The sequence below is a fragment of the Nocardiopsis gilva YIM 90087 genome (genome assembly GCF_002263495.1).
In the GTDB taxonomy this organism is placed as follows: domain Bacteria; phylum Actinomycetota; class Actinomycetes; order Streptosporangiales; family Streptosporangiaceae; genus Nocardiopsis_C; species Nocardiopsis_C gilva.
In genome coordinates this window covers 4660859-4679112 of sequence record NZ_CP022753.1, presented here as the reverse complement: position 1 = coordinate 4679112, position 18254 = coordinate 4660859, and the positions used below count along the sequence as shown (strand labels likewise).

Here is an 18254-nt window from a genome sequence, read left to right as displayed (position 1 = left end):
CGGCTCCGGCGGTTCCGGAACAGGGGGCGTGACCACGAGCGAGGAGCGAGAGGAGAGAGAGTAGCGGGAAGTCACCCTTTGACCGCACCTTCCATGATGCCGCCGATGAGACGGCGGCCGAACAGGACGAAAACCAGCAGTAGGGGCAGGGTCGCGAAGGCCGCACCGGTGAACATCAGCGCGAAGTCGGTGGTGTAGCCGCTGTTGAGTTGGTGGATCGACACCTGCACCGTGGGATTGTCAGGGCCGAGTACGGCGATCGGCCAGATGAACTCGTTCCAGTTCTGCATGAAGGTCAGCAGGCCGAGCACGACCATGGGCGGGCGCAGCGCGGGCAGCACCACGCTCCAGAACGCCCGGAACATCGAGCAGCCGTCGATCCTGGCCGCCTCCAGCAGTTCGGTGGGCACCCCCTGCAGGGCGTACTGCCGCATCATGAACACGCCGAACCCGGTGACCATGAACGGCACGATGACCGCCTTGAGATCGCCCCGCCAGTCGAACGCGTCCATCATGATCAGCATCGGGACGACGGCCATCTGCACCGGCACCATCATCGTGAGGACGACGCCGAGGGTGATCGCGTTGCGGCCGGTGAACCGAAGCTTGGCCAGGGCGAACCCCGCGAGGGAGCAGAAGAGCACCACGGACACCGCGGTGACCGAGGCCACGATGGCGGAGTTCACCAGGCCCAGCGCGAAGTTGGCCTGCGGGTTCTCCAGGGTGCGCACCACGTTCTCGGCGAACTCGCCGCCGGGAGCGATGGCGGGCGGCCGCTGGGCGATCGCCGCGTTGCCGCGCGTGGCGACCACGAACATCCAGTACAGCGGGAACGCGGAGAAGAGGACGGCGAGGGTCAGCGCGAGGTAGGTGAGCGGGCCGACCTCGCGGCGCGAAGCGCCGTCGTGGGCGGGGTGCCGCTGGAAGGGCCGGAACGGCCGGACGGGCGTGCAGCCGCGAGCCGGGCGCAGCCGGGGCGCGTCCGAGGACACAGGCATGGGCGTCATCTCCATCTCCGCCGTGACTCAGGCCGCACCGCGGATGCGACTGACGAACAGCAGGTTGATCACCGCGAACAGCACGATCAGCAGGAAGATCACCCAGGCGATCGCGGCACCGTAGCCGAAGTTCTGGTACTCCATGACCTCCTGGAACATCAGCATCGCCACGGTCTGGAACTGGCCCTGGGTGCCGCCCTCGTAGCCCCGGCCGAAGACGACCGGCTCGGTGAACAGCTGCATCTGGCCGATCGTGGAGATGATGACGGTGAACAGAATGGTGGGCCGCACCATCGGGATGGTGATCTGCCAGAACTGCCGCATCCGCGACGCGCCGTCGATGGCCGAGGCCTCGTACAGCTCCCGTGGGATCGCCTGCATGGCGGCGAGGTAGATCAGCGTGTTGAACCCGGTCCAGCGCCAGTCGATCATCACGGCGATCGCGGCCCAGGAGGCGAGGCGCTGGTTGGGCCAGTCGACAGGGCTGAGGCCGACGACGTCCAGCGCATAGTTGACCAGCCCGAAATCCCGGCCGAAGAGCTGCCCGAAGACGACCGCCATCGCCGCGATCGAGGTGACGTAGGGGAGGATCACCCCGGCCCGGAAGAACCCGCGCCACCGGATCCGGCGGTTGAGGGTGTCCGCCAGCAGCAGCGAGAGCATGAGCTGCGGCACCACCGCCAGGACGAAGATCCCGAGGGTGTTGACCAGCGCCTGCCAGAACTTGGCGTCGCCGACCAGGAACGCGTAGTTGTCCAGCCCGGCGAACCCCTGGTTGCCCGCGAGCAGCCCCCAGTCGTGCAGCGAAATCCAGAAGGTGAAGAGCACAGGGAACAGGCCGAAAACGCCGAACAGTACGAAGTAGGGGGCGACGAACAGGTAGGGGGACACCCGCAGGTCCAGCCAGGAGCGCAGCGCCTGCCAGCGCCCGCGTCCCTGCCGGTGTCCCTTCCCGCGTCCGCCTGGGGCCTGCGGCGCCTGGGCGCCCGGCGGTGCGGGGGCGGGCGGCCCGGCATCCGCGGTGCCCCCGCTTCGGTTGAGGACTCTCATTCTCTCCTACGTCCCTTGTGGGTGGTCGTGGCAGCTCAGCGGGCTATCGGCGGGCGATCCGCTCGGCTTCCGCCACGGCCTGGTCCCAGGCTTCCTCGCGGGTGGCCTGCCCCTGCTCCCAGGACAGGAGCGCCTCGCTGTTGGTCCTCTGCTGCACGGGGAAGTGGTGGAGGCCGAAGAAGACCGGCTCCAGCTCCAGCGCGCCCTCGGCGTAGATCTCCCCGACCGGCGCGTCGCGGAAGTAGCCGTTGGTGTGCTCCCGCACCTCGTCGCTGCGCAGCAGCTCCGGGGAGGACGGCAGGTTGTTCCGGGCCTTCCAGGCGCCCAGCTGCCCTTCGCGGCCGGTCAGGAACTTGGCCAGCTGCGCGGCTTCCTCCGGGTGCTCGGTCTGGGTGGGCACGGCCAGCCAGGAGCCGCCCCAGTTGCCGCCGCCGCCCGGGACCTTGGCCACGTCCCACAGGTCCTCGCCGTCCTCACCGGCGTTCTCCTCGATCTGGCCGAGCATCCAGGAGGGGCAGGGCATCGTCGCGAAGGCGCCGGCCTGGATCGCGGCGGTCCAGTCGTCGGACCACATCTCCAGCTCCGCGGTGAGATCCCGCTCGATCAGCTCTCCGGCGATGTCCCAGGCGTAGGCGACGGACTCGCTGTCCTCGATGATCAGCTCGCCGTCCTCGTCGAAGAACATCACGTCGCCGGACTGCCGCATGATCGCATTGCTGAACTCGGTGGTCGTGTCCACGAAGGCGGCGTCGACGTCGGACTCGGCGAACTCCGTACCCACTTCCACGAAGTCCTCCCAGGTGTCCCAGAGCTCCGAGACCTCGTCCCGGTCGCTGGGGAGCCCTGCCTCCTCGTAGTAGTCGGCGCGGTAGCAGATCGCCATTCCGCCGATGTCGGTGCCAAGGCCGAGGAGCTGCCCGTCGGGGGTGTGCCCCAGCTCCCACTTCCACGCCAGGAAGTCGTCCTCCATCTCGCCGGCCCCGTAGTCGTTGAGGTCGTGGAAGGCGTCGGCCGACTGCATGACGTCGAGGACGATTCCCTCCTCGATCGCCACCACGTCGCCGAGGCCGCTGCCCGCGGCGATGTTCCGGGTGAGCTGTTCGTTGTAGTCCTCAAGCTCGCCGTAGACCCGCTGCTCGACGGAGATGCCGGTCTCAGCTTCGAACTCTTCGATGAGCTCCTCGTAGCCGAATGTCCCGAACGTCTCGACTACCAGCTCGACGTCGCCGCCGGCGCCCTCTCCGCCGCTGCTGCACCCGGCTGCCGCCAGTAACGTTCCGCTCATCACGATCGCGGTGACGGCTCGACCACCGCGTGCACGTCTGGTCATTGTGCGACCCCTTGACTTAGGCGAAACCACCAGATCGCCTCCCGGCACCCGTGGTGTGGGAGCGCTCCCACAACAGCAACCCGGGCCAGTCGAGCGCGTCAATCCCGCGCCATGCGGCGCAATGCAATCGTTACCCCGGTCGGGGTGTGCCAGGAGGCGGGCCGCGCAGCGGCGTTACCGGGTCTCTCCACATCACGAACGAGGGATGCCCCTCGCGTCTCGCAATTCCTCGCCGAGCCCCGGTTCTCACGGACGCCGTCCGCGTGTTACACATCATATTGGGAGCGCTCCCAACTCCTACGCCCCACGAGAGGAACCCCCCGCATGCCCCCCGCAGCACGCCGCCGACGGCGGCGTATCCCCGCCACGGCCGCGCTCCTTGGCGCCGTGCTCGTCGCGACCCATGCCGCGCCTGCTACGTCCGCGCCGGCCACGGCCGATGAGGTCGAGATCGGGTCGGGCAGTTACACCACCGCCCTCCCTCCGGGCGAGTCCGCTCCCAGCGACGTGGTCGGCGCGCCCGTCGAGCCCATGGTCACCGAGGACCTGGACCAGTCGCCGGCTACCAACGACTGGTGGTCGTCGCTGATCTTCCCCCGCTACCCGGACAACCCGTACGGCGAGAACCTGTTCGCCCACCCCCTGTCGTTCCGCCCCTCAGCGGCCGGGCTGGAGATCGGATACCCCAGCGACCAAGAGATCGTGGCCGACGGTCAGAAGTACGAGTTCGGCCACACCACCGACCTGACCCTCGGTATCGAGAACCTCGCCTCCCCCGACACACGCGTCGCCGACTACGGGGACTGGACCGTCACCGCGCAGTGGGCTGACGGGCGGCGAACCCTGCGCACCACGGTCGGGCAGGGCCTCCCCTTCGCCTATGCCGACCTCGACGGCGGAGCGGCCGAGGTCACGTTCGCCGCGGAGCCCGAGATCTGGCACGACGAAGGCGCCGTCGTCGGCGCCACCGTCAACGGCAACCGCTACGCGCTGTTCGCGCCCTCCGACACCGGTTGGACGGGCTCTGAAACCGTTCTGCGTACCGAGTCCGACGCCCCGGGCTACGTCTCGGTGGCGCTGCTGATGAGCCCCGACGACCTGCCGGAGTTCGAGCGCTACGCCTACTCCTTCGTGACCGGCACCACCGTGTCCTACGACTACGACGAGGCCGGTGCGGTGCTGACCACCGACTACCGCGTCGCCACCGAGGCCCGCGAGGGCTCGCAGACCGGGACCCTGCTCGCCCTCTACCCCCACCAGTGGAAGGAGACCGACGCGGAACTCGGCGATCTGCGCTACACGTCCCCGCGCGGGGAGATGCGCGTCGTGGCGGGCGACGGCTTCGGTACCGAGCTCACCACCCACGGACTGCTGCCGAGCATGCCCACCGTCGACGAGGCCGACCACGACCGGCTGCGGCGACTGGTCGACGAGGAGCTGAACGCCGACGACCCCTGGAAGGGGGCGGCCGACACCTACTGGACCGGCAAGGCCCTGGGGCGGCTCGCGCAACTGGTGCCGATCGCCGAGGCCGTGGACCACCCCGAAGGACGTGACGCGCTCCTGGACCTGCTCCGGGGGAGGCTGGAGGACTGGCTGACCGCCACAGCGGGCGGCGGCGGTCGGTTCTACTACGACGGGACGTGGCACACCCTCATCGGCTATCCCGCCGGCTTCGGGTCGGACACGGAGCTCAACGACCACGACTTCCATTATGGGTACTTCGTCCAGGCCGCGGCCACCGTCGCCCGCTACGACCCCGACTGGGCCGCCGACGACGCGTGGGGCGGCATGGTCAAGCTGCTCATCCGCGACGTCGCCAGCCCAGACCACGACGACGCCATGTTCCCCTTCCTCAGGTCCTTCTCCCCCTATGCGGGCCACGGCTGGGCCTCCGGCCACGCCGGCTTCGCCTCGGGCAACAACAAGGAGTCCTCGTCCGAGGGAATGCACTTCGCGGCCGCCACCGCCCTCTTCGGCGCGCTCACGGGAGACGAGGAGCTGCGGGACCTGGGCGTGTACCTGCACACCACCCAGGCCTCGACGATGAGCCGGTACTGGCAGAACGCCGACGCCGACACGTTCCCCGCGAACTTCGAACCCGACGTCGCCGCCATGGTCTGGGGCGACGGCGGCGACTACCGGATCTGGTGGGACGGCGCCGACGAGGAGCACTACGGCATCAACTACCTGCCGATCACCGCCAGCTCCCTCTACCTCGGGCACGATCCCGAGCACGCGGGAGCGATGTACGCCTCCCTGGTGAACCGGCTCGGCCGGGAACCCGAGGTGTGGCGCGACATCCACTGGGCGCACCGCGCACTCTCCGACCCTGAGGGCGCGCTGGGTGCTTTCGAGGGGCAGTGGCGGAGCTACGAACCCGAGGCGGGGTCGTCGAAGGCGCACACCTACCAGTGGCTCACGGCGCTCGCCGAGCTGGGCCGCGTGGACACCTCCGTCACCGCCGACACCGCCCACTACGCGGTGTTCGAGAACAGCGGCACACGCGCCTACGCGGCGTTCAACCCCGGCGCGTCACCGATCACCGTGACCTTCTCCGACGGGACCACTCTGACCGTGCGACCGGGCGAGCTGGCCACCGGGTGACCGCTGACGGAGGTGGCTTCGACTGCTACACGGTCGTGGAGCCACGGAGCGTCCAGGCGGTGTGGACTGCGGCGAGGACGAGTATGCCTGCGGCCACGGCGCTGGTTACGTGGATCGCGTCGACGAAGGCGATGTGTGCTGCGGAGACGAGGCCATTCGCGGCGTCCGGCGCCAGGGACTCCGCGGCCTGCACCGCACCGCCGAGGGTGTCGCGGGCCGACTCCATCGCTCCGCCGGGGACTCCAGGCACGTCATGGAGCTTGGAGCTGTAGGAGGCCCACAGCACGCTGCCGAGAATCGCGATCCCGAGTGCCGCCCCCAGTTCGTAGCCGGTCTCTGACACCGCCGAGGCAGCTCCCGCGCGCTGCTCGGGCACCGATCCCACCACGGCGTCGTTGGTGAGCGTCTGGGTGAGCCCCATGCCAAAGCAGATGAACGCGAAGCCGACTGCGGCCACCGCGGCGGACCCCTGCGGGAGCTGGGTCAGCACCATGAAACCCACCGCCATCAGTGCCAGGCCTGCCGTGAGCGTGCCTCTGAAGCCCACCCGGGCCGCCGCGCCGACCGCGAGGAGGCTGGCGGCGATGGCCAGCGTCAGCCCGGGCAGTAACGCCAAGCCGGACCACAGGGGCGAGATGCCGAGGACGATCTGCAGGAATTGGGTGAGGAAGAACAGGGCCGCGATCATGGTGAACAGCGTGATGAGGTTGAGCCAGACACCGACGCTGAACGCCCGGATGGTGAAGAGGCGCACGTCCAGCATGGGATTCTCGCTCCGCAGCTGACGGCGGACGAACACGTAGCCGAAGAGCACGCCCGTTGCCACCGACACCACAGGCAGGAGCGCGGGACCGTGTTCGGCCAGCTTCTTCACTCCGTACACCGCCGGGAACATGGCGGCGGCCACGAGCAGGGCGCTGACAGCGTCGATGGATGCCGGGTGTGTGGCACGGTACTCGCGTACCAGGAACGGTGTCAGCACCAGGATGAGAGCGGTGACCGGCACATTGATGAGGAAGAGTGAGCCCCACCAGAAGAACTCCAGCAGGGTACCGCCGAGCACCGGCCCCAGCGCTGAGCCACCGGCCAGCGCGGACGACCAGACGGCGATGGCGAACTTGCGCTGGACGTTGTCGCGGAAGATGTTGCGGATGAGGGCCAGCGTCGAGGGCATCAAGGTGCTGCCCGCGAGACCGAGTAGCGCCCGAGCCGCGATCATGACCTCGGCGCTCGGTGCGAAGGCGGCGGCGAGGGAGGCCGCACCGAAGCCCGCCGCACCCAGCATCAACAGGTTGCGCCGACCGACGCGGTCGCCGAGCGCACCCATCGTGACGAGCAGCGCGGCCAGGACGAACGAGTAGACATCGACGATCCACAGCAGCTGGACCGAGGTGGGCGCCAGGTCCTCGCTCAGGTGCGGTACAGCGAAGCCGAGCACCGTCATATCCACGGAGATCAGCAAGACGGGGAGCGTCAGGACCGCCAGCGCCGCCCATTCTCGCGGCGTCGCTCGTTCGGAGACTGTCGATGAAGGCGCGGACAGGGATGCGTCGGCAGAGTTCATTGCGTCCATTCCAATGCGGGCTCACCGGAAACGGAATCGTCCCGGGCGGAGTCGATGGAGGATCACTCCCGATAGACGGCGGCAACCTTAGCCAGCGCTGAATGGTCCGGGCAAAGCAGTTTCACCTGGTGCGGGGCTCACGACTGGGACGGAAGTGCACACGGAGCCGCCTGAGTGAACTGGCCGGGTGATTCACGTGTCCGTCGGGTCACGGAAATGGGCGGATGACGACGAGTCGTCTGTGGCCCAGCTAACTTCGGGGCGGAACAATGGCAGCAGTGGGGGGAATTGGCAGTTTCCTGCCAACGATTCCAGTTGACAGGCGACGCTGGTGCCCCTTACGAAGGGCCCGGTCGGTGATTCGCCCTATGCTGGCGCATATCCTGTGATAGACGCATAGGGCGGGGGAAACATGGTGGACCGAGTGTGCACGGATGACGTGGCGCCCGGAGAACGAATCGACTACTGGCAGCACATGGTCTCCGAGAACTTTGTGCGGTGCACCACGCGAATCGATCAGAAGGACGACAGCTTCTGGGGTCGCGTGGTGTCGACCAACCTTGGCGCGGTTCACTACTCGCTCGTCGAATACTCCGCGAGCGGCAGTTACGAGATCTTCCGCAGCGCACGGCAGATTCGCCAGGACGAGACGGACGAGTACCTCCTCGAACTGCAGATGGGGGGCTCTGCTGTCGTCCTGAACCAGGACGGCAGGCAGGCCGACTTCGACAACGGTGATTTCGGCCTGCTCGATGTCACACGGCCTTCCCACCTGGTCTGTGCGCCCCAGTCCTCGGTGCGCGCCGTCACTGTGACGTTTCCTCGCCATCTCCTGCCCATCCGTGTCGATAACGTTCGCCCCCTCACCGCGGTGCGGATCCCTGGGAAGCACGGCATGGGACAGCTGGTCTCCAACTTCCTGGTCGGGCTGTCCGACAGCCTGGAGAGCGACCCGGTGGAAGGGTCCGACGGAGTGCGCCTGTCGACCGCGCTGCTGGACCTGTTGGCCGTCGCCTTTGCCCGGCAGCTGGAACGAGAGTCGGACGTTCCGCCGGAGAGCCATCGCGGCGCATTGCTGACGCGGATCTACGCGTTCATCGATGAGCAGCTCGACGACCCCGACCTGTCTCCGCAGCAGATCGCCAGCGCGCATCACATTTCCACGCGGTACCTGCACAAGCTCTTCGAGCCTGAGGAGACCACGGTCGTCGAGTGGATCCGCACGCGCCGGCTGGAGCAGTGCCGCCGCCACCTGGTCGACCCCGGGCAGCGGTCGCAGCCGGTCAGCGTGATTGCCGCGCGCTGGGGGTTCCGAGACCCGAGCTACTTCTCGCGCCTGTTCCGCGCCACCTACGGCATTCCGCCGCGCGAGTATCGCATCCTGCACTTCGGCCCCGAGGCGTTCCGACCGGTGACGTCCATGCCGTGACGGCGAAGGAGTTCCTTGGGAGTCCAGTGGTGTGCGCCGCAGTCCTGAGGGAACCCCTGAGGCGCTCCCTATCGTTGGAACTACGTGCAGACCTGCGTGTGACAGGTCAGCCTATCTGCGCGGAACGTGATAAATGGAGGCCGATGGACGAGAGTGGTACCCATCGTCCGCCTTGCCCTCCATTATCAGTGCGTTGAGGTAGACCCATCTCACCCGTCCGACGCGAATGCCGTCAACCATTCGCGCCGGACTTCAGCGTTGACTTTTACCAGGGGGAATCAGTCATGCCTGAACTCGTGTCCAAGGTGCCCGTGCCCCGCCGCGATTCTTCGGAGTCCGCACGCTGGAAAAACATGCCGACGACGGGTACGGATCGTCCGAGCATATGCCTGATCTGCACGGGCGACGAACGCGTCGACGTGAGACAGCAGATTCTGTTGTACCTGGCACTCGGATACACCGACGAGCAGATCGCTCGACGGCTTTCGCTGAGCGTGCGGACCGTCCGGCGCAGGATCGCCAATGTCATGGAGGAACTCAACGCGACCAGCAGGTTTGCTGCCGGAGTAAGAGCGGTGCAGGAGGGCTGGATCTGCTGCAGGGTCGAATAAGACGATGGCCTCCACGTCCCGCTTCACAGTAGGTCGAGAAAGGCGTGCACGATCCGCTCGGCCTGTGCGGGGTTGAGCCGCGGATCGCAGGCGGAGCGGAAGTCGGGAAACGCACGGCGGTCTGCGGCGGCCTCGGGAAAGTCCACGCATTCGGTCACCGGATCGGGCGTCAGTTCGAGGTGCATCCCAGCTGGCCATTGCCGGTGCTGCCGCAGGACCCGCACGAAGCCCTCCATCTCCGCGCGCATGGCCGACATGGACCGGGTCTTGACCCCGTCGGGCGTGCGGAACGTGTTGCCGTGCATTGGGTCGCTTAGCCAGACGACGGGCGCGCCGTAGGCCGCCACCGATTCGACCAGGGGCGGCAGATACGTTTCCAGGTGCTCGGCGCCCATCCGCACGATGAACGTCAGCCGTCCGGGAACCGCGTCGGGGTTGAGTCTCCGGACCAGCTCGACGGCCTCGGTCGGCGATGTGCGCGGCCCGATCTTCACCCCGATCGGATTGTGCACCGAGGCGGCCAACCCCACGTGCGCTCCGTCCAGAGAACGAGTTCTCGCCCCGATCCAGCCGAAGTGCGTTGACGCGGCGTAGTCTCCCCGTCTTCCCGTCCTGACCAGCGACTCCTCGTAGGGGAGCAGAAGGAGTTCGTGGCCGGTGTACACGCGTTCGTCGGCCGGTCGGTCCGTCCAGGAGGCGCGCAGCGTCCGCAGCACTGAGCGGGAGCAGTCGTAGGCGTTGACCAGCCGGGTGGGGTCAGCCGTGCGGAGCGCTGGATCGGCGGCCGGGTCGTTCACCGCGTCGCCTCGGTAGCTCGGCACCCGACGGCCGTCCGGCAGTGTCTCGTAGGAGTCCGATCTCGGTTTGGCGTACTGGCCTGCCATTCGGCCGACCGGCACCACGCGGAGGTCCGTCCCCGCCCGCAGAACCGATGCCAATCCTTGCAGGTGATCGAGCTTGCGACGTACTCGGGCGGGCACGGCGTCGTGGAACCGCTCGGCGCAGTCGCCTCCCTGGAGCACCAGTGCCTCTCCGCGTGCCGCTTCGGCCAGCGCCGTGCCGAGCTGTTCCGTCTCCTCCTCAGTGGTGAGTCCTGGCAGCTCACGCAGGGTTCGCCGGACATGGCCGAGGAGATCACCGTCCGGCCAGTCGGGCTGCTGCGCGGCCGCCGCGGTCGTCGGGTTGAGGGACATGGTCATTGCACACCGCCTGCGATGATCGATGGAGAGTGTGGCGAATCATTGGTTGTCCATGGAGAAACCTGGGGCGCCAACTGAATTCGGATGCACCCCGCCGGAAATTCTCGATGTACGGCACGGAGAGGCCGGGTAAACAATCAGTGCAAGGCTCCGTTGCCTATTCGGCTGAGTCGGACACGTGCCGCAGGCATCCCGACTTCGTAGACGATCGTGGGTGAATGCGTCCGTGGGCGAGGTGACGAAAACGTCCTGCCGCAGCGGACGATAGCACGCTGCCCAGATAGCCCCATCCCTGCATTTCCCCTTGCAAAATGGCCTCACCTCGTGACATTCACACAAAGTAATTATGTGTGCACGTCTGGCGTTCGGCTTTCTGGCAGGAACCTGACAAGCGCTGGATTCTGCCGTGTTGTGTGTGCTTGAATCCCATCCGAAGTTCGAGACAAGTGACTCAGGGCGAGGCCGATATCCATGGCAGATTCCCGGAATGAGACAGACGCTCTATCGGAGCTTCGAATGGAGCTCGATGGCATCGATGGGCGCCTCCTGAAAATCATCCGCGAGCGCATCGACTGTTGTGTCAGAATCGCCCATCACAAGCGGGAACACGACATCCCCATGATGCAGCCCCACCGAATAGGAATCGTCCAGGACCGGGCCGCGAGATACGGCGAGGATCATGGCGTTGATCCGGATTTCCTGCGCCGTCTTTACGATCTCATCATCGGCGAAACCTGCCGGGTGGAAGACCTTGTGATGGGAAACACTTCGGCGCGGTGACCGCACCTACATGTGGTGGACCGCGCACGAGAGATGTGGAGCATTCCCATGCTGCGAACGTTGCTCATCGACAACTTTGATTCCTTCACCTACAACCTCAGTGACCTCATCCACCGGGTGAACGGCCGGGCCCCGCACGTGGTGACGAACGACACCCCCTGGTCCGACATCGACCTCGACGCCTACGACTGCGTCGTCGTCTCCCCCGGCCCCGGCCGGCCCCAGCGGGAAAGCGACCTGGGCATCTCGGCCCTGGCACTGAAGCAGACGGCCGTCCCGGTGCTCGGCATCTGCCTGGGCCACCAGGGGATCAGCCACCTCCACGGCGGACGCGTCGGCCACGCTCCCGAGCCCATGCACGGGCGCGTATGCGAGGTGCACCATTCCGGCAGCGACCTCTTCGACGGCATCCCCTCCCCCTTCAAGACCGTGCGCTACCACTCGCTGGCGGCCACCGACCTGCCCGCCGAGCTGGAGCCGCTGGCGTGGACCGCCGACGGCGTGGTGATGGGGGTCCGCAGCCTGCGGGCGCCGCAGTGGGGGGTCCAGTTCCACCCTGAGTCGATTCTGACGGAGAACGGCGCCAAGCTCCTCGACAACTTCCGCGCCCTCGTGGAGGCCGCCGGGCCCGGCCGGACGGCGGCATCCGTTGCCGACCGCGGTCGCCCGCGCTACCGGATCGAATGCCGACAGGTCAACGCCCACCCCGACACCCAGTCCCTGTTCGTCGACCTGTACTCCGACGCGCGGTACGCCTTCTGGCTAGACAGCTCCCGGACCGACACCGCCTTCAGCCGGTTCACCTTCATGGGCGACGACTCGGGCCCACTGGCCGAGCACCTCGCCTACTCGGTCACCGAACAGGCCTGGAGCATCACGTGCGGCGTGGGAACCACGCGGGTCGAGGCCCCGTTTTTCGACTACCTCAACGAGCAGCTGGCGCTGCGCCGCGTCGCGCATCCCCCGGAACTGCCCTTCGACTTCAACCTCGGCTATGTCGGCGCACTCGGGTACGAGCTGAAGGCCGAGACCGGGGGACGGTCCCGGCATGTCTCGCCGCTTCCCGACGGCCAGCTGCTCTTCGCCGACCGGGCGATCGCCGTCGACCACCAGGAGCAGTGCACCTACTTGCTGGCACTGGTCGACACGCATGCGCCGGACACCGTCCCCAGCGCCGCGGAGTGGCTGGACCGCACGGTCCCGGCGGTCCACCGGCACTCCGCCGCCCCGGAACCGTCGGCCGGGGCGGGGCCGACGGAACCGCGTGGTGACCGGGCGGCGGAACCTCCCCGGTTCCGGTTCGACCAGCCGCGCGCTGAGTACCTCGACAGCATCGCCTCGTGCCTGGACGCGATCACCGACGGCGAGTCCTACGAGATCTGCCTGACCAACACCGCCGAGGCCGCTTCCCTCGACGCGCCGCTGGAGGCCTACCTGCGGCTGCGGTCGACGAGCCCCGTCCCCTTCGGTGCCTACCTGCGGGCGGGACCGACAGCGGTGCTGAGCGCCTCCCCGGAGCGCTTCCTGGAGGTGCGCGGGGACGGCCGGGTCCAGGCCAAGCCGATCAAGGGCACCCGGCCGCGGGGCGCGACGCCCGAGGCCGACGCCGAGCTCAGCCACGAGCTGGCCCACAACCCCAAGGACCGGGCCGAGAACCTGATGATCGTCGATCTGCTCCGCAACGACCTTAACCGGGTGTGCACGGTCGGCAGCGTACGCGTTCCCAAGCTGTTCGACATCGAGACGTACTCGCACGTGCACCAGCTCGTCAGCACGGTCGAGGGGCGGCTCGCCCCAGGTCTCACCGCCGTCGACTGCATCCGCTCGGCCTTCCCCGGAGGGTCGATGACCGGCGCGCCCAAGATCCGCACCATGGAGATCATCGACGACCTGGAGCGGCGGGCGCGCGGCTACTACTCCGGCGCCGTCGGCTGGATCTCCCTGAGCGGCGCCGCCGACCTGAGCATTGTGATCCGCACCGTCGTCAACAGCGAGCACTCCTGCACCTTCGGCGTCGGCGGCGCGATCGTCGCGCTGTCGGACCCGGAGGAGGAGTTCACCGAGACGCTCGTGAAGTCCCGGGCGATGGTGTCGGCTCTCGGCGCATCCATCGAGGAGCACTGATGTCCCGACAACAGCAGCACGAACCGGGCCGAGCGGCCGTGGTCGGCTACGGCAACGTGGGCCGGCTGTTCGGCGGCCTGCTCGCGGGGGCGGGTTGGCACATCACGGCGGTCGACCCGCACCCACCGGCCGAGCCCCACGCCCCCGTGGAGCACGGCGCGCCACGCGGTCCGGACATCGTCCGGGCCGACATCTGCGCGCCGCCCGACGAGCTACGGCAGATCCTGGCCGGTGTCGACATGGTCATCGTCTCGGTGCCCGAACGCGCCGCGCTGGCGGCCGTCGACGTCCTCGACGCCTGCGTGGGCGCGGAGGCCACCGTCGTCGAGACACTCTCCCACAAGCACCGGTTCCGCCAGGCCGCCGCGGAGCGGCTCGCCCCACGGCCACTGGTGAGCCTCAACCCGCTGTTCCATCCGTCCCTCGGCTGGGCGGGCAACACCGTGACCGCTTCGGTCGACCGCGGCGGCCCGGCCGCCGCACGGCTACTCGACCTGATCGGCGGCACCGGCGCCCGGGTGCACACGCTGGACCCCGACGACCACGACCGGTACGTCACGTCCGTCCAGGCGGTCACGCACGCCGCCGTCCTCGGCTTCGCCCGGGCGCTGCCCCGCCTCGGGCTCCCGCCAACCGACGTGATCGCCTGCGCGCCGCCGCCGACCAGGGCACTGCTGGCCATGGCCGCCCGCGTGCTCACGGCCGACGCAGAGACCTACTGGGACATCCAGAGCTCGGGCGAGCCCGGTGACACCGCCCGGCAGGCCCTCCTCGCCTCGATCGAGGACCTCGACCACCAGGTGGGGACGGGCGACGACGCCGACTTCCGCGAGGAGTTCGCCCGGCTGCGCGACTGGTTCGGCGACGACCTCGACGGATTCGCCGACGACGCCGCGCACGTCCTGGGCGCGCTGGTGTCCCGGCGCGCCCCGACCCACCAACCGCCAACGCACGCCCCGACCCGAGGAGCCACGTGACCGGTATGAACAACGTGCTGCCGACCAGCAGGATCGCCCGCAGATCAGCGGCCACCACGGACATGTACGACCGGGCCGTGACGGCCGGCCTGACCGGGCACACGATCACCGGCCGGTCCGGCAAGACGGTGCGGCTGTCCGACGGAAGCGAATGCGTCGAGTTCGTCTCCTGCTCGTATCTGGGGCTGGAGGACCACCCGCGCCTGGTGCAGGCGGTGCGTACCGCCCTCGCCACGTACGGAACGCACTTCTCGTCCTCCCGCAACAGCATGCAGCCGACCGAGATCAACGAACTGGAAGAGCTGCTCGGCGAGATCTACCCGGGCATGACCAGCGTGGTGTTCAACTCGGTCAGCAGCGCGCACCTGGGCGTGCTGCCGCTCCTCGGCGCGGGCGTCCTCCCCGGCTACCCGATGTCCGCCGACGGCCCGCTCTTCATCATCGACCGGACGGCGCACGCCTCCATGCAGGCGATCAGGGGCGTCCTCGAACAGGTCGGCCCCGTGACGAGGTTCCGCAGCGATGCCCCCGAAACGCTCACGGACGCGCTGAACCGGGCCACAGCGGAGCGCCGCACACCGGTCGTGCTCGTCGACGGCATCGGCTCCATGGGCGGGCTGATCGACGTCGGTAGCCTGCGGGCGGCTGTCGCCGAACACCGCGGCTACCTGTACATCGACGATGCCCACGGCATCTCGATTACCGGGCGGCACGGCGCCGGATACGCGGTCGAGGCGCTGGACGGCCGGGTCCCCCCGGAGGTCCTGCTGGTCGGTTCGCTGTCGAAGGCGTTCGGCGGATCCGGCGGCTTCGTCCTCACCCACTCGGCCGAGGACGCGACCATCCTGCGGCGCGAGGCCAACCCCATGGTGTTCGGGCACTCGAACATGATCACCCACGTGGTGGCCAACGCCGAATCGGCGCGGATGCACCTGGACGGGACCGTGGCCACGCTGCAGGCGGCGCTGTGGGCCAACGTCGAGCTGTTCGACCAGTCGCATGACCGGAAGCTGGTCAACGCGGGCGTGCGGTCGCCGATCCGCGGGCTTGAGATGCCCAGCGAAGAGGCCGCCTTCTCCAGCGCCGTGCGGCTCCGCGAGGCCGGCGTCCTGTGCTTCCCGGTCTTCTACCCCGTTGTCGCCAAGGGCACCGGGCTGCTGCGGTTCGCGATCTCCGCGAGTCACACGCCCGACCAGATCGAGTCGATCGCCCGCCACCTCACCACCGTCTGAACGAGATCAGGAGTACCCAGGATGAACTCCCCAACGTCCGTGTCGGGCTTTGACGTGATCGTCGTGGGCAACGGCGCCCTCGGGTCGTCGCTCGCCGTCGAGCTGGCCGGCCGCCACGCGTCGGTCGCGCTGGTGGGCCGTGCCCATCGCCCCTACGCGGCATCCTCGGCCGCCGGCGCCATGCTCGGCTGCTTCGGCGAGGTCACCACGTCCCTGCTGGACAACGCCTACGGCCAGGCCAAGTTCGACCTCGACCTCAAGGCCAAGGACATCTGGCCGCAATGGCTGCAGACGATCTCCGGTGGCGTCTCGGACGGACGCGACATCCTCACCGCCTCCGGAACGACCGTGCTCCTCAACACGGTCGGCACCGACCACATCGACTCGGGCAACTTCGCGGCGATCCGCGCCATGCTCGACAAGTACGACGAGCCGTACGAGAGGGTCGACCCCGACGACATCGCCTGGCTCGACCCCGACCCCAACTCCCGGCCGCTGGAGGCCCTGCACATCCCGGGCGAGCACGCGGTCGACTCCGGTCGACTGCTGCGGCGGCTGGAACGTACCGCCCGCGATCGCGGCGTGCGTGTCGTCGACGCCCAAGCCACCGCGGTCGTCACCGACGGCGACCGGGCGAGCGGCGTCGTGCTGGACAACGGCGAGACGCTGAGCGCCGGGCAGGTTGTACTGGCGTCCGGCGTCGGTTCGCAGGACCTGGTGGAATCGGTGCCCGGTCTCGGCGACCTCATTCCCCGCCTCGTCGCCGGGTACGGGGTGTCGGTTGAGATGACCACCCAGGACGGCACGCAGCCCGAGTCGGTGATCCGCACGCCCAACCGGGCGTTCGCCTGCGGCCTGCACGTCGTGCCGCGCGGTATGGCCCGTGTGTACGTCGGCGCGACCAACATCATCAATCCGCGTCCGCTCGCCAACCCCGTCCTGCGCGACCTGGAGTTCCTGATCGGGTGCGCCCACCGGCAGATCCGCCGGAACCTGTGGTCCAGCGACATCGTCAAGATCAACGTGGGCAACCGGCCGGTGTCGCTCGACGGCTTCCCGCTGCTGGGGGAGACACCGCTGGACGGCCTGTGGATGATGACCGGCACCTACCGCGACGGCCTGTTCCTGTCGCCCCTCCTGGCCCGGGAGTTCGCCGGGCGGCTGTCGGGCGACCAGCCCGAACTGGACCTCGAAGCGTTCGCGCCCGAGCGCGCGCCGCTGGCGGGCGTGTCCCGGGAGACGGTCATCGACACCACGGTCGAGCACATGCTGGCGACCGGCTACGAGCACCACTGGAACATCCCGACCGACTGGCAGGAGTACCTGGCCGCCGACCTCAAGCCCATCTACACGCGCTGGGCGGACGAGATCGACACCGAGTTCACCCCGCCTCCGGAACTGCTCGCGTCCTCCCGGCTGCACCCGACCATGGTCGAGTGGATGCGTTCCTACTACGACAACTGCCGGGAACGGTTCGGGCCTCCGGCGCGCTCCGAGAGTCCGACCTTGCGCGATCATGTCGAGAAGGCGCAGGAGACCCTCGCTGCGGCCCAGGTGTGGACACCCCGCAAGGACGCGCTAGCCCTCGCCGCGCATGCGACCGACCGATCCGTGGAGGACCTCGACCTGAACGCGGCCATCCCGGGCGACACGGCCGAGACGTTCCGGACCCTGGTGCGCCGACGGGCCGACCGGGTGCCGCTGGAGTACCTCACCGGCCGGGCGCGCCTGTTCGACCTGGAGTTCGACGTCAGTGAGGGCGTCTTCATCCCCCGCGTCCACTCCGAGGCGATGGTCCGAGACGCACTCGCACGCTGCGCCGCCGAGCGTCCCCGAGTTGTCGATCTGTGCACGGGCTCCGGCGCCATCGGCCTGTCCATCGCCCATCTGCGGCCGGGTGCGACCGTCACCGGTGTCGACGTGTCCGCCACTGCGGTCCAGTGTGCCAAGCGCAACGCCGAACAGCTGGGCGCCCGTATCCCCGCCGGGGTCGACTTCCTGCAAGGCGACGTTTCCGACCCGGCACTGCTCAGCGACCTGCAGGGTGGTGTCGACCTGATCACGGCCAACCCGCCCTACGTTCCGCACAGCCTCCAGATCCCGCCGGAGTGGGCGGTCCACCAGCCCAGGGAAGCCGTCTACTCGGGATGGGACGGTCTCGACCTCACCCGCTCGGTGGCCGCCACTGCCGTCCGGCTGCTGCGCAAGGGCGGCGTGCTGGCGATCGAACACTACGATGCCGTGGCCGACGAGGTCATCGACATCCTGCGGTCGGCCGGATTCGCGTCGTTGACCAGCCACACCGACCACGACGGATTCCCCCGCTACGTGATCGCGGAAGCTTGAGGACCCC

The 18254-nt window shown here is 68.4% G+C and carries 13 protein-coding genes; 8 read left to right on the top strand and 5 right to left on the bottom strand.

Features of this window, described 5'->3' with window-relative positions; genetic code table 11:
• Nucleotides 1-71 precede the first annotated feature (71 nt).
• From CDO52_RS20925 to CDO52_RS20915, 3 genes are read right to left on the bottom strand one after another with little or no spacing between them, the layout of a single operon-like run.
• Entirely contained in the window at nt 72-998 is a 927-nt protein-coding gene (locus tag CDO52_RS20925; RefSeq protein ID WP_017619675.1) for a carbohydrate ABC transporter permease, read from the bottom strand.
• Between the two features lie 27 nt (nt 999-1025).
• Nucleotides 1026-2048 (bottom strand): carbohydrate ABC transporter permease, encoded by a 1023-nt coding sequence (locus CDO52_RS20920; protein ID WP_017619674.1) that lies wholly within the window; start codon nt 2046-2048, stop codon nt 1026-1028.
• 43 nt (nt 2049-2091) lie between these two features.
• Entirely contained in the window at nt 2092-3378 is a 1287-nt protein-coding gene (locus CDO52_RS20915) for an ABC transporter substrate-binding protein (RefSeq protein ID WP_232524271.1), read from the bottom strand.
• A 324-nt stretch (nt 3379-3702) separates the two neighbouring features.
• On the opposite strand from CDO52_RS20915, the gene CDO52_RS20910 reads away from it, so the two are divergent.
• A complete protein-coding gene (locus tag CDO52_RS20910; RefSeq protein WP_017619672.1) occupies nt 3703-5985 on the top strand; it encodes a glycosyl hydrolase in 2283 nt (760 codons plus the stop codon).
• Nucleotides 5986-6010: 25 nt separating this feature from the next.
• Here CDO52_RS20910 and CDO52_RS20905 read toward each other — a convergent pair whose 3' ends face one another.
• Nucleotides 6011-7447 carry an MFS transporter gene (locus CDO52_RS20905; protein WP_232524270.1) on the bottom strand — a complete coding sequence of 479 codons (1437 nt, stop codon included), beginning with the start codon at nt 7445-7447 and terminating at the stop codon, nt 6011-6013.
• Nucleotides 7448-7973: 526 nt separating this feature from the next.
• Here CDO52_RS20905 and CDO52_RS20900 point away from each other — a divergent pair.
• Nucleotides 7974-8978, top strand: coding sequence for a helix-turn-helix domain-containing protein (locus CDO52_RS20900; protein ID WP_161627253.1), 1005 nt, complete (start codon nt 7974-7976; stop codon nt 8976-8978).
• Nucleotides 8979-9262: 284 nt separating this feature from the next.
• Nucleotides 9263-9589 carry a response regulator transcription factor gene (locus CDO52_RS20895; protein WP_083919937.1) on the top strand — a complete coding sequence of 109 codons (327 nt, stop codon included), beginning with the start codon at nt 9263-9265 and terminating at the stop codon, nt 9587-9589.
• A gap of 23 nt (nt 9590-9612) precedes the next feature.
• On the opposite strand, the gene CDO52_RS20890 is transcribed toward CDO52_RS20895, so the two are convergent.
• The gene (locus tag CDO52_RS20890; protein ID WP_017619668.1) at nt 9613-10788 is read right to left on the bottom strand and encodes a 3-deoxy-7-phosphoheptulonate synthase; all 1176 of its coding nucleotides are present in this window, start codon (nt 10786-10788) and stop codon (nt 9613-9615) included.
• Nucleotides 10789-11259: 471 nt separating this feature from the next.
• On the opposite strand from CDO52_RS20890, the gene CDO52_RS20885 reads away from it, so the two are divergent.
• From CDO52_RS20885 to prmC, 5 genes are read left to right on the top strand one after another with little or no spacing between them, the layout of a single operon-like run.
• Nucleotides 11260-11568 (top strand): chorismate mutase family protein, encoded by a 309-nt coding sequence (locus CDO52_RS20885; protein ID WP_051060820.1) that lies wholly within the window; start codon nt 11260-11262, stop codon nt 11566-11568.
• 48 nt (nt 11569-11616) lie between these two features.
• Nucleotides 11617-13692 carry an aminodeoxychorismate synthase component I gene (gene pabB / locus CDO52_RS20880; protein ID WP_017619666.1) on the top strand — a complete coding sequence of 692 codons (2076 nt, stop codon included), beginning with the start codon at nt 11617-11619 and terminating at the stop codon, nt 13690-13692.
• Nucleotides 13692-14669: a prephenate dehydrogenase/arogenate dehydrogenase family protein gene (locus CDO52_RS20875; protein WP_017619665.1), complete on the top strand. Its 978-nt coding sequence runs from the start codon at nt 13692-13694 to the stop codon at nt 14667-14669. Before pabB ends, CDO52_RS20875 begins: the two co-directional genes overlap by 1 nt.
• Before the next feature lie 5 nt (nt 14670-14674).
• Nucleotides 14675-15901, top strand: a complete 1227-nt coding sequence (locus tag CDO52_RS20870; protein WP_026125970.1) for an aminotransferase class I/II-fold pyridoxal phosphate-dependent enzyme — start codon at nt 14675-14677, stop codon at nt 15899-15901.
• Nucleotides 15902-15922: 21 nt separating this feature from the next.
• Nucleotides 15923-18247, top strand: a complete 2325-nt coding sequence (gene prmC, locus CDO52_RS20865; protein WP_026125969.1) for a peptide chain release factor N(5)-glutamine methyltransferase — start codon at nt 15923-15925, stop codon at nt 18245-18247.
• Nucleotides 18248-18254 lie beyond the last annotated feature (7 nt).

What these genes read in the sequence shown, in the direction of transcription:
- CDO52_RS20925 (WP_017619675.1), bottom strand. Translation starts at nt 998, where the DNA reads ATGCCTGTGTCCTCGGACGCGCCCCGGCTGCGCCCGGCTCGCGGCTGC.
- CDO52_RS20920 (WP_017619674.1), bottom strand. Translation starts at nt 2,048, where the DNA reads ATGAGAGTCCTCAACCGAAGCGGGGGCACCGCGGATGCCGGGCCGCCC.
- CDO52_RS20915 (WP_232524271.1), bottom strand. Translation starts at nt 3,378, where the DNA reads ATGACCAGACGTGCACGCGGTGGTCGAGCCGTCACCGCGATCGTGATG.
- CDO52_RS20910 (WP_017619672.1), top strand. Translation starts at nt 3,703, where the DNA reads ATGCCCCCCGCAGCACGCCGCCGACGGCGGCGTATCCCCGCCACGGCC.
- CDO52_RS20895 (WP_083919937.1), top strand. Translation starts at nt 9,263, where the DNA reads ATGCCTGAACTCGTGTCCAAGGTGCCCGTGCCCCGCCGCGATTCTTCG.
- CDO52_RS20890 (WP_017619668.1), bottom strand. Translation starts at nt 10,788, where the DNA reads ATGACCATGTCCCTCAACCCGACGACCGCGGCGGCCGCGCAGCAGCCC.
- CDO52_RS20885 (WP_051060820.1), top strand. Translation starts at nt 11,260, where the DNA reads ATGGCAGATTCCCGGAATGAGACAGACGCTCTATCGGAGCTTCGAATG.
- pabB (WP_017619666.1), top strand. Translation starts at nt 11,617, where the DNA reads ATGCTGCGAACGTTGCTCATCGACAACTTTGATTCCTTCACCTACAAC.
- CDO52_RS20875 (WP_017619665.1), top strand. Translation starts at nt 13,692, where the DNA reads ATGTCCCGACAACAGCAGCACGAACCGGGCCGAGCGGCCGTGGTCGGC.
- CDO52_RS20870 (WP_026125970.1), top strand. Translation starts at nt 14,675, where the DNA reads ATGAACAACGTGCTGCCGACCAGCAGGATCGCCCGCAGATCAGCGGCC.
- prmC (WP_026125969.1), top strand. Translation starts at nt 15,923, where the DNA reads ATGAACTCCCCAACGTCCGTGTCGGGCTTTGACGTGATCGTCGTGGGC.